This is a genomic window from Spiroplasma endosymbiont of Polydrusus formosus (assembly GCF_964263245.1).
Classification (GTDB): Bacteria; Bacillota_I; Bacilli_A; order Mycoplasmatales; family Mycoplasmataceae; genus Spiroplasma.
On record NZ_OZ181656.1, the window covers coordinates 402,962 to 415,025 of the forward strand.

Annotated in this window: 12 protein-coding genes; 2 read left to right on the forward strand and 10 right to left on the reverse strand. The window is 25.1% G+C overall.

Features of this window, described 5'->3' with window-relative positions; genetic code table 4:
- Positions 1 to 24 precede the first annotated feature (24 nt).
- The gene (locus tag ACE38S_RS02120) at positions 25 to 924 is read left to right on the forward strand and encodes an ATP-binding protein (protein ID WP_374696173.1); all 900 of its coding nucleotides are present in this window, start codon (positions 25 to 27) and stop codon (positions 922 to 924) included.
- Positions 925 to 2,201: 1,277 nt separating this feature from the next.
- Here ACE38S_RS02120 and ACE38S_RS02125 read toward each other — a convergent pair.
- The 6 genes from ACE38S_RS02125 to ACE38S_RS02150 all read right to left on the reverse strand — a co-directional run bounded on the left by ACE38S_RS02125 (position 2,202) and on the right by ACE38S_RS02150 (position 4,362).
- Entirely contained in the window at positions 2,202 to 2,414 is a 213-nt protein-coding gene (locus tag ACE38S_RS02125) for a hypothetical protein (protein ID WP_374696174.1), read from the reverse strand.
- A 217-nt stretch (positions 2,415 to 2,631) separates the two neighbouring features.
- Positions 2,632 to 2,925: a hypothetical protein gene (locus tag ACE38S_RS02130; RefSeq protein ID WP_374696175.1), complete on the reverse strand. Its 294-nt coding sequence runs from the start codon at positions 2,923 to 2,925 to the stop codon at positions 2,632 to 2,634.
- Positions 2,907 to 3,116 carry a hypothetical protein gene (locus ACE38S_RS02135; RefSeq protein ID WP_374696176.1) on the reverse strand — a complete coding sequence of 70 codons (210 nt, stop codon included), beginning with the start codon at positions 3,114 to 3,116 and terminating at the stop codon, positions 2,907 to 2,909. The genes ACE38S_RS02130 and ACE38S_RS02135 overlap by 19 nt, the downstream gene beginning before the upstream one ends.
- Before the next feature lie 182 nt (positions 3,117 to 3,298).
- The gene (locus ACE38S_RS02140; protein WP_374697113.1) at positions 3,299 to 3,547 is read right to left on the reverse strand and encodes a TrmH family RNA methyltransferase; all 249 of its coding nucleotides are present in this window, start codon (positions 3,545 to 3,547) and stop codon (positions 3,299 to 3,301) included.
- Positions 3,505 to 4,032, reverse strand: a complete 528-nt coding sequence (locus ACE38S_RS02145; RefSeq protein WP_374696177.1) for a TrmH family RNA methyltransferase — start codon at positions 4,030 to 4,032, stop codon at positions 3,505 to 3,507. Before ACE38S_RS02145 ends, ACE38S_RS02140 begins: the two co-directional genes overlap by 43 nt.
- A 69-nt stretch (positions 4,033 to 4,101) precedes the next feature.
- The gene (locus ACE38S_RS02150) at positions 4,102 to 4,362 is read right to left on the reverse strand and encodes a hypothetical protein (protein WP_374696178.1); all 261 of its coding nucleotides are present in this window, start codon (positions 4,360 to 4,362) and stop codon (positions 4,102 to 4,104) included.
- A 644-nt stretch (positions 4,363 to 5,006) separates the two neighbouring features.
- Between ACE38S_RS02150 and ACE38S_RS02155 the strand changes: the two genes are divergently transcribed.
- Positions 5,007 to 5,159: a hypothetical protein gene (locus tag ACE38S_RS02155; protein ID WP_374696179.1), complete on the forward strand. Its 153-nt coding sequence runs from the start codon at positions 5,007 to 5,009 to the stop codon at positions 5,157 to 5,159.
- Between the two features lie 1,324 nt (positions 5,160 to 6,483).
- Here ACE38S_RS02155 and cysS read toward each other — a convergent pair.
- The 4 genes from cysS to ACE38S_RS02175 all read right to left on the reverse strand — a co-directional run bounded on the left by cysS (position 6,484) and on the right by ACE38S_RS02175 (position 11,793).
- On the reverse strand, positions 6,484 to 7,821 hold the full coding sequence (gene cysS, locus ACE38S_RS02160) for a cysteine--tRNA ligase (protein ID WP_374696180.1): 1,338 nt from the start codon (positions 7,819 to 7,821) through the stop codon (positions 6,484 to 6,486).
- Positions 7,822 to 7,832: 11 nt separating this feature from the next.
- Entirely contained in the window at positions 7,833 to 9,713 is a 1,881-nt protein-coding gene (gene mnmG / locus ACE38S_RS02165) for a tRNA uridine-5-carboxymethylaminomethyl(34) synthesis enzyme MnmG (protein ID WP_374697114.1), read from the reverse strand.
- 20 nt (positions 9,714 to 9,733) lie between these two features.
- Positions 9,734 to 11,317 carry a methionine--tRNA ligase gene (metG, locus tag ACE38S_RS02170; protein ID WP_374696181.1) on the reverse strand — a complete coding sequence of 528 codons (1,584 nt, stop codon included), beginning with the start codon at positions 11,315 to 11,317 and terminating at the stop codon, positions 9,734 to 9,736.
- A 287-nt stretch (positions 11,318 to 11,604) separates the two neighbouring features.
- Positions 11,605 to 11,793, reverse strand: coding sequence for a hypothetical protein (locus tag ACE38S_RS02175; protein ID WP_374696182.1), 189 nt, complete (start codon positions 11,791 to 11,793; stop codon positions 11,605 to 11,607).
- Positions 11,794 to 12,064: the final 271 nt, after the last annotated feature.

Consider the following 12,064-nt stretch of genomic DNA (forward strand, 5'->3'; position numbering starts at 1 on the left):
AAAAACAAAAGAGAGAGGGAGGCTATGGCAAAACTAAGTTTGTTAAAACAAATTCAAAATAATGCAGAATTAATGTTTAATTTACAACAAATTGCCTTTGATGTTAATAATTATCAGCAGTTTAGTGTAATCTTTCAGGAATATATAGTTAACTATCATAAATGTGAAAAAAATTCGCATTTATTATTATGCCAACAACAATTTAAAGGATACAAATATTATTTTAAAAAAGAAAATAATAATTTATTTTTAACACGAATTGAATGCGAACACACCATCACTATTAAAGAAAAAAATAAGATTAAAAGTAATTATCTTTATTATGACTTTAGTGATGAACTATTAAAATTACGATTAAATGATGATATTAAAAAAGATAAGAATTTTAATAATATGCATTTTATTATTGACGAAATGATTAAATTTGTCAAAGGACAGCGAAAAAAGTGCTTGTATATTCATGGCCATACGGGGGTTGGCAAAACTTATTTATTAATTAGGTTAGCTAATGTTTTAGCAAATAATAATCGTAAAGTTGCTTTTATTTCCATAATTAATTTAATTAACCGTGTAAAAGAGTCATTTAGTATTTTTAATAGCGAATCATCATTGGTTGAAAAATTATTAAAGGCAGATGTTTTATTTTTAGATGACATTGGGGGGGAATCAGTTTCCTCATGAGTGCGAGATGATTTATTATTTCGAATTTTAAATGACCGCATTATTCGACAATTACCAACCTTTTTTTCATCAAATTTCACCACGACAGCTTTGACAACAATTTATGCAAATGTTAAAAATGAAATTAGTGATAAGGAAATTAATAAGGTAAAAGCCTTACGAATTGTTGATCGCATCCGGGGGTTGGCAACAGAGTTAGAATTGTTAGGTCATAGCCGTAGAAGTGATAATGATTGTGTTTAAAAATTAGTAGTTTAAATAAGTTTAATCGCAGTTTATTTTAGACTTTTATCAAAAATTTGTTATAACAAATAATTTTATACAAAATGTTTTTGTAATAATTAAGTTGCTAAAAGCACCGTTATTATTTTTTTCATTATAATTATGCCTAAATCGCAAAAAGAAGGTGATAATTTAATAAAAAAATTACTAACGCTTTTTAGTGTTTTTCTTTTGGATTGGGGAGTGGTTTTGAACTTGATAGTTGTACATCACAAGTAAAACATATTATTAATGATGACGATGATGAAAATCCAAATCAAGATATTTAAGTTTTTAATCAAATTAAAGAAAAAGTAAATAAAACTTTAACATAGTGATGATAACATAAAACTACGATTGATATTAATGATTTTCCTGATCAATAAGCATCATTAAAATAATTATTTGCAAAGGTAAATTCCGAAGATGATGTAAAATTGACTGGCGAGAAAATTAGAGACTTTCTTTTTTTAAAAAAGTTGATTAGTGATTTTAAATTATAGTTTGATAATTTTAACCAATAGTTACAAAATCAATATTCAAATTATTATATCAATACCATGCTTTTATTGTTAACAGATAATGATATTAATTTTACCTTAAAAAATTATTTTTGATAAAATAGTTAGGTTACTATACGATACACCACAAGCGCCACTTGGAGTTACATTACAAATTATGATTAATTATGAAATTATATTTAAACAATTGGTGGTACAAGAAAAAATATTGGTAACGTAATTATTAGCAATAATTTAAATGATATAAATAATATTCAAATAAACCTTATCAATTATTTTATTAGTTTTATTAATAAGGTTTTTAATAAAAAAATTATCAAATTATTGTTACAATTAACTATAAATAACAGTGATTTTTAAAATACAACGCTACCAATTATTACAAAAAAATAGTTAATCATGATATTTTGTTTAATGGTAATATTTATACTTGTTATGATTGTTTTAACCGTACATTTATGTCATACTATTAAATTAGCAAGAACAAAAATCAGTTTTGGGGTGGGGTGGTTGAGGGCTGTTATTTAGAAAAATGGTAGTATTCACTATTATTAGGTTTTGTATAAAATTAAGTAATTATAAACAAATTAGTATTCGATTATAAACAAATAAATGATAACAAAATTTATAAAAAATTCGCCGCTTAACTTTTTATAGAAAAAATGGGCATATAATTTATAAAAATCTGAATTGTAAATATATTTGGACACGTTATTGAATATTTTGTATTAAATCCAATTAATTTTTATAATTTAATAATTTTCTTGGTATTAAATTTATTTTCAATGATATTTTATTTAAGTCATATTGAGAAAATATTGATAAATCTATTCCTTTTGGTAAACTTTGTTTCAAAATTTCATTATTATTTTCGTTTAATTCTATTTGGCCAGGACAACTAGCATCAGCAAAATAAACTTTTATTTTATAAATATTTTCAAGTTTTTTCACCTAATAAATTCCTTATCACAATCAAATGTAATTGTTTTTATTGTGCCAGATGGTTTGTTTAAAATAAATTTTATTATACTTTCTATGACATCTTTGCTTTTGCTATTATTTAGTTACTAGCGAGATTGATTTTTAGATCATATACCGGCTAAAGTTATAATTGCTGTTTTATGGTTTTCACCAACTATAGTATTTCTTTCCAGATAACCAAATACATTTATGCTTTAATATTTGGAAATTCAATATTACGTTCAATAATTGTCGAACAATTATTAACTTTTCCACGGTTTTCTGTTTTATTATGTGGTTTATTTTTATCTTTTCGTAATAAATTTTCTTTATTAAAATTATAACGAGAAAAGGTAAACATATTATATATAAGGTATTTGAACAGATAAAATTTTTGTCAATATTTCTTTATATTTGTAATAGTATCTAGTGAATATTGTTCATAATTAACTAAATAATTAATAATTTCGAGGTAAATTTTATTTAATGTTTTTGTTTGCAACCGGCTTTTTTGTCTTTATTACTATTTTCATAAATTTCAATTGAGTTTAAATCAATAATCAACATTTTATAAATTTTATGGACAGTTATTTTACTTTGATTTATTTCATAAACTGTTTTTCTGATTGAATAATTAAAATTTTGATATTGTTGAATTGAAATTAATTTTTCTATTGTGATTTTTTGATACATTGTGTTATTTATCCTTTTTTAAATTTGGATTTTAACACAATATTTTTGTTTGTTTAACTGTCCCATTTAATTTTACAATTTAGGAAATTAAATAATTCTTTGTTATTACGACATTTTTAAATAAATAGAGTAATTAATATTCATTCATAATTGCAATAGTCAAATCCTTTCTAAATTAATATTTATTGTTGTAACATTTTAATTTGATAAATTAAAATAGCTGTTGCAACCGATACATTTAAAGAATCAAGGTGACCTGTCGTCGGAATATAAACATTAAAATCAGAATGCTTTAATAATTTTGAACTAATACCAGTTCCTTCATTTCCGACAATTAAACAAACTGGTGTGTCATATTTTAATTCCCCTACTTTTTGGGTTTTTGTTGTTAAACTTGTAGCATAAATTCAAAAACCTTTTTTTTTAAAGATTCAATCGCATTAGTTAAATTATTTACCCGACAAACCGTAACATAATTAAAAGCTCCGGCAGAAGTTTTTGCAATCGTGTTATTAATATCAACTTGTCGTTTATCTAAAATAATAATACCATCAACATTAAACAAATCACAAGTTCGTAAAATTGCTCCAAAATTATGCGGATCAGAAATTTGATCAAGTACTAATAAAAAAGGATGTTTGCTTTGTAATGATTTTTCAATCAGTGTTGTCAAATAATAATTTTCTGGTTTGCAAATTTCTAATACTAAATTTTGGTGTTTGTTTGTTTCAACCAGAGTTGTCATTTTATCTGTTGAACAAAAAACTACCTCAAGGTGGCGCTCTAGGGCTAATTTAAAATAATAATCATTATGCTTACCGGTTGACAATAAATATAGTTTATTAAGTTTCATTGTCGGATTTAATAACGATTCCTCAACAGGATTAACCCCATAAATGTATATATATTTTTCCATATTTTATTCCTTTTTTTTATTATCCATAATTAATATTAATAAATTATGTTATAAGTATTATAATTTAATTTAATGTTTTTTAATAGTTTCTTTTAGTTTTTCTATTACTCGATGATAAATTGCTAAATTTTTCTCAGTTTTAGTTGTAAATTTTATTGGTAAAATTGGCATTAAACCAATATTTTTTTTCATTCATTTTAAATTGCGTTGTTTTTGATTTGTTACATAATTAAATAATGATCATAAAACAGTTTTCGATGGTAATTTAATTAATGGTAAATACATTACATATTGATAAATATTTAAAGCACATAATAATCAGGCAGGCACGGATTCAAAATAACCTTCGACCCCAATAATTTGATCAGCAAAAAAATATTATTATTTTGTTTAAATTATAAATATTTATTTAAAATTTTAGATGAATTAATGTGATTATTTTTATGTAAAACACCATAATATACAATATCTACTACTGCTAATGTTAACCACGGAATAAATTGTTTAATAATTTGGCTTTGTGCTATGGTCATATTAAATTTGTTTGTAATACCACTATATTACCTGAATTATAAAATTAAATGGGATATTTAAACAAATAAAAATATTGTGTTAAAATCCAAATTTAAAAAAGGATAAATAACACAATGTATCAAAAAATCACAACAAAAAAATTAATTTCAATTCAACAATATCAAAATTTTAATTATTAAATTAAAAAAACATCTTATGAAATAAATCAAAGTAAAAAACTGTCCATATAATTTATAAAATGTTGGCTCCGGTTTAAACCAAATTGAAATTTATAAAAATAGTAATAAAGACAAAAAAAGCTGGTCACAAAAAAACATTAAATAAAATTTACCTTTAAATTATTAATTATTTAGTTAATTATTAACACTACTTCACCAGATATTATTACAAATATAATAAGAAATATTGACAAAGATTTTATCTGTTCAAAGACTTTATTTATGTTTAACTTTTCTCGTTATAATTTTAATAAAGAAAATTTATTACGAAAAGATAAAAATAAACCACATAATAAAACAGAAAACCGTGGAAAAGTTAATAATTGTTCGACAATTATTGAACGTAATATTGAATTTCCAAATATTAAAGCATAAATGTATTTGGTTATCTGGAAAGAAATACTATAGTTGGTGAAAACCATAAAACAGCAATTATAACTTTAGCCGGTATATGATCTAAAAATCAATCTCGCTAGTAACTAAATAATATCAAAAGCAAAGATGTCATAGAAAGTATAATAAAATTTATTTTAAACAAACAACCTGGCACAATAAAAACAATTAAATTTGATCTTGGTAAATAATTTAACAAGTAAAAAATTTGAAAATATTTGTAAAATAAAAGTTTATTTTGCTGATGCTAGTTGTCCTGGCCAAATAGAATTAAACGAAAATAATAATTAAATTTTGAGACAAAGTTTACCAAAATAAATAGATTTATCAATATTTTTTTCAAGATGACTTAAATAAAATAGCATTGAAAATAAATTCAATGCCAAGAAAATCATTAAATTATAAAAATTAATTGGATTTAATACAAAATATTCAATAACGTGTCCAAATATATTTACAATTTAGGTTATATATAAACTATCAATAACATCATATTGTCACAATTGAATTGCCGCAAATGGTTGTTATCCACCCTTGTTAAATAAATTATTACTAATCATTGACCAATTTTAAAGAATCTTGCGCGATATTTGGGTCATAATTTCGATTGGACGACACACTCTTTAAAATGTTTTTAAAAATCTAAAATAGGTACGTACTCTTTTAACAGTAACTAAAGCTGTTACTAATTGATCAAAGTCACCTTCTGTTAAGGGACAAAAATAATATAACCCTTTAAATCAGGATGGCAGGCGCCATAATACACTTTGTAAATAAATTCCTGCTTTAGTTACAATTGGGCTAAACCATCATAATAATATAAAATGCTTTGTCATCAATTATTTTTTTAATTAAAGAGCAAAATTTTCCGTAGCTAATGGTCCAACAGCAATAATAATAATAATTTGTTTTAGATCTATTTTAATAGATTCATCATAAATAATATTAATATTAGGATGAGGATTTAATTAAGGTTGTTGTAATTTTTTATGAAAACAAGGCTCAATCAACACTAAGGTCGTAACCAAAAGGAACTTGCACTTCATAAGATGTTTTAAAAATTAGCGAATTTAATAATTTCAATTACTATTTTAAAATTCCAATCGCATTTTCTTTAGGAACAATACGAAAAAAATTAAAACAAACTAATTCAGCAAAGATATCTAATTTTTATAAGGGATTTTTAAAATAATGTTTTTTACTCATATAATTTTACTTTTAAACCCTATTTGCTAACTGATAGGGGTATTTCAGATCCCGCTCTAACCCAGCACCAATAATATTAATTTCTTTTTGTTTCATTGTTTTATAAAATATCTTTTTCTAAGAAAACTTTACGTAGTTCATCGGCTTTAACAAAATCTTTATTATTTTTTGATTTAATTCATTCTAATAAGAATCGGCGAATTTCGCCACTAATCACCGGTAAATTAAAATTAAAATTAACAATATTAAAAATAATATTATAAAAATCACTAGCAAGTTGTAAATCAAGTTTTTTATTGCGTAACTGGCCATTAATAATTTTGATTATTTTACTAATAATTGTCAAAACATTAGAACTATTTAAATTGTTTCCTAATTCTACCAGAACTTTTTTAATATTTTCGCCATGTTTTGTTAAATTATAATTTAAATCATATTCAGCCAAATATAAATTAATCGCTTTTAATACTTTAAAAATCTTGCCTGTTTCATCTTGGGCACTACTAATTAAACTTTCTGTGACATTTAATGGCCGTGTATAATTCGTTGTATATAACAAATAACGCAATGTATTTGCCCCATATAATTTAATAAAATCACGAACTAAAATAGTATTGTTTAATGATTTACTCATTTTTTCATCCGCAACATTTAAATGCCCATTATGCATTCAAATTTTTGCAATCTCGGCTTTATTTTTAGCTAGAAATTGAATTCGTTCATTTTCATGATGAGGAAAAACTAAATCAATTCCACCGGCATGAATATCAATTGTTTCTTTGTGAAAAAATTTATCAATCAAAACAACACATTCGGTATGTCAGCCAGGGCGGCCTTGATATAATTTACCTTTTTGGTCATAAAAGGGAAACGAAATACCTTCTGTTGTTTGTTTTCATAACGCAAAATCATATTGACTATGCTTATTAGCATCATGATTAACCCGGGCATTAACAACTAATTCGGCTGTTTTTTTATTTGCTAATTTTCCATATTCTGTTTGATAATTGGCAATATTAAAATAGACACTACCATTAAATTCATAGGCAGCATCAATTTTAAATAATTTCTGGACAAAAGTAATAATATCTTTAATATGTTCTGTTACCCGTACGCGTTTTGTTGGTGTTATAACATTTAAGTTAAAAACATCTTCTTCAAAAGCCTTAATATAAAATTCAGCAATTTGTTGTTCTGTTTTTTTCTTTGCTGTTGCTTTTTTGATAATTTTGTCATCAATATCGGTATAATTTTGAATATAATTAACATCAATTTGTTGGAATTGTAAAAAACTAACTAACAAATCAACAGTAATAATTGCGCGAGCATTCCCAATATGAATATAATTATAAACTGTTGGCCCACAACCATAAATATTAACTTTATTTGTTTGACCATAATCAGTAAAATTACGTATCAAAGTATTATATAATCTCATCATTCACCCCCCTAACTTGCATCAAATTCCATCTTTTTTAAATGAAATAACATCATTTGAATATCAGCTGGATTAATCCCTGAAATCCGATTTGCTTGACCAATTGAAATTGGTCGAATTTTTTTAAATTTTTCGCGGGCTTCAAGAGCTAAGTTGTCGACTAAATCATAATTTAAATTAAATGGAATTAATTTTTTTTCCAATTTAATTGTTTTTAAAGCGATTTCTTGTTCTTTTTTAATATACCCTTTAAAGCGAATATTAATTAATAAATTTTGTTTTAAAAATGATTTTAAATTATTTAACAGCGGTAACTCCTCCTCTAAATACTTTAATTCAATATTTGGTCGTTTTAATAAATTATAAGCAGAAATTCGTTCAGTAATATTTGCAACACCTAATTCATTTAATTTCTGAATTAAGGGTGACTTCGCTGTAAAAAAAGTTTCTTTTAATAATCGAATGACATCATTATATTTTTGCAAACTAACTTGATATTCTTCTCAACTTTTTTGATCAATTAAACCAAATTGATTTGCATATTTTTTTAAACGTTCTTCAGCATTATCATTTCGTAACAATAAGCGGTATTCTGCACGAGAAGTTAACAAACGATATGGTTCTTGTGTTCCTTTTGTAATTAAGTCATCAATTAAAACTCCGATATATGCTTGATCACGGCGTAAAATAAATGGTTCTTTGTTGTCAATACTTAAAACAGCATTAATTCCCGCCATTAGACCTTGGCAAGCCGCTTCCTCATAACCACTAGTCCCATTAATTTGTCCCGCGGTATATAAATTATTAATTTTTTTTGTTTCTAAGGTATGTTTTAATTGGGTTGGCACAATGGCATCATATTCAATTGCATAAGCTCATTTTAAAACCTCAACATTTTCAAATCCGGGTAATGAACGCAGCATTTTTTCTTGAACATCAATTGGCATTGAAGTTGAAAAGCCTTGAACATAAATTGTGTTTAAACTTTTTGATTCTGGTTCTAAAAAAATTTGATGGCGAGGTTTATCAGCAAAACGAACAATTTTATCTTCAAAACTTGGACAATAACGTGGCCCTGTTCCTTGCACATTACCAGAATACATTGCAGATGATGTAAGATTTTCTTGTACAATACTATGTGTCTGTGGCGTTGAATGAATTAATCAACATAATTCTTGTTCTTGCAATGGCGTAAAGATTTTTGTTGAATAAGAAAAGGCTAGCGGTAAATCACTTCCGGGTTCTTCTTGTACTTTTGTATAGTCAATTGAAGTATTAAGAACTCGTGCTGGGGTTCCTGTTTTTAAACGAAATAATTCAAACCCTAAATTTTTTAACTGAGTTGATAAACCAGCTGTTGTAACATCACCATCTGGTCCTTCCGCTTTTTTTGTCATTCCTTGTAACACCAATGATTGCATATATGTTCCTGTTGTTAAAACAACTTTTTTTGCTAAAAATTGCGTTTGATCTTTTAAAATTACACCATAACAATTATTGCTATCATCAACCAATAACTCTTGTGCTGCTCCTTCATATAAATCTAAATTATCTTGTTTTTCAATTACTGTTTGCATATATTTTGAATATTTAATTTTATCTGATTGAGCTCGTAATGCTCATACTGCTGGTCCCCGCGAAGAATTTAATAATTTCATTTGGAGTGCTGTTGCATCAGCGGCTTTTGCCATTTCCCCACCAATTGCATCAATTTCTCGTACCACAACACCTTTCGCTGGTCCCCCAATTGAGGGATTACATGGCATTAATGCAATTTTATCTTTATATAAAGTAATTAATAATGTTTTATTATGCATTCTCGCGGCTGCCAAACTTGCTTCAACACCTGCGTGACCAGCACCAATGACAATTACATCGTATTTTTTCATTAAACTTCCTCCTTTTATAAATTTTATTTATTTAATTCTGTTTCAATTTTTTTTAATTCTTGTTCAATATTTACACGACCAAATAAATTTTCTTTTTTCTCTATCTTTTTATTGTATATGATTTCTTGCTCTAAAATTGTGACAAATGTTAAATTTGCTAAATTAACATTAAAATAATCAGCAATTTTTTGAGCATTATCAATTAAGACTGGTTGTAATAAAAAAGCACTAACAATAATAGTATAAGCTAAACTTGCTAAAGTTTCATGTAACTTATTAATTTTTTGGTTTTTTTCTAATTCTCATGGTTTATTTTCTTCAATATATTTATTAGCCTTATTACATAATTTTAAAACAATACTTAATGCTTTTGATATCTGATAAGCATTCATTGCTTGTTGATAATTTTGAACTGTTAATGTACAACTTTTAATTAAATCATTGGCTAATGTTTTTTGTTTAACTAACTTACCATCAAAATATTTACTAATCATACTACTTACTCGTGATACTAAATTCCCAATATTATTAACTAAATGAGTATTATATGATTCTAAAAACATTTCATAAGAAAATTTCCCATCATTTTCCGTTGGAATTTCATATCCTAAGTAAAAACGTAAGGTATCACGGCCATATTTATCAATTAAATATAAGGGATCAACAACATTCCCGATTGATTTACTCATTTTAGTATCCTTAAATAAAATTCAACCATGTGATAAAAGCTTATTTGGTTGTCGTAATCCCAAACTTTCTAGCATACTTGGTCAATAAATAGTATGAAAACGAGCAATTTCCCTTCCTAATAACTGTAAAATTTCAACATTTGGATTATTTCAAAACTTATTAAACAAAGTATTATCTTCTGACAAATACCCTAATGCTGTTAAATAATTTGATAGAGCATCAATTCAAACATAAATAATATGTTTATCATTTTCTAATGTTTTAATTCCTCATGAAAAAGTTGTTCTCGTTACCGATAAATCTGTTAAACCGGTTAAAATAAAATTATTTAACATTTCATTTTTCCTCGCTTCTGGTTCAATAAAACCCAAATGATTATTATAGTAGTTAATTAAAAATTGACTATATTTTGAGACTTTAAAGAAATAAATTTCTTCTTTCACCTTTTGTGGTTTATTACCGCAAACCAAACATTGGTTCGTTTCTTTGTTTATTTGTGCTTCAATTAAAAACTCTTCACAACTAACACAATACAATCCTTCATATGTTCCTAAGTAAATATCTCCATTATTATATAATTTACTAAAAATCTTTTGCACACTAAGTTCGTGGTTTTTATCCGTAGTTCGAATAAATTTCGAATATTCAATCCCTAATTTATTTCACAACAATTTAAATTTATCAACAATCATTGTTGTAAATTGATATGGTGTAATTCCGACTTCTTTCGCCTTCTTCTCAATTTTTTCCCCATGTTCATCACTACCAGTTAAAAAGAAAGTTTCATAACCATCCATCTTTTTATAACTATTAATAATATCAGCTAAACTAGTTGTATAAGCATGACCAATATGCAACTGGGCACTTGAGTAATAAATTGGGGTTGTAACATAAAATAATTTCTTGTTTTGACTCATAATATCCTCTCATTTGTATTATTTATTTTACAATATAAATTATATAGCATTTTTAATAATAAAATAAGGGTCTTTCATCGGATTAATAAATTTTCCAATTTATTCAAAAATAAATAGTTATGGAGATAACTATTTATTTAAAAATTATTCGCACGATAAGCTGTTGTTTCACTTAATTTTCATGAAGATATGTTGCGCAAAGATTCATGTAACATCACGATCATTTGATAATCAATATAAATAAAATCAATTTCCGTCAACTTATTACCATATTTTGTTTCTAAAATTTAAACAAAATCAGTATATAAATCATCACGATATTCTTTAATATCTAATTTTTCTTTAAAATAACTAAAATCTAATATTTTAGCATTTTGTAACAATGTGTAAATTCGTAATGATAGGTTTTTATAGGTATCAGCTAAAACTAATTCCAAACCGATATGTGATATTTTTATAAGTAATCACGCAACCATTATTGCGAATTAAAATAACATTATCATATAGTAATTGAATTGGATTTGTTGAATCATTAATTTTTTCGGTATTCAAAAATAGGTGTAATTGATCATTAATATTACTAAAAGGTTTTTCTAAAATAAGATTCTTCATTTTATATATTCTCATTAATTGTTTCAATTGCGTCCATTATCAATAGTAAATAAACTAAATAATAGTAATGATAGTTTTTAAAATTATTTTTATAATATTTTGGTCTTATATATCAATATAATAACAATAATAAAT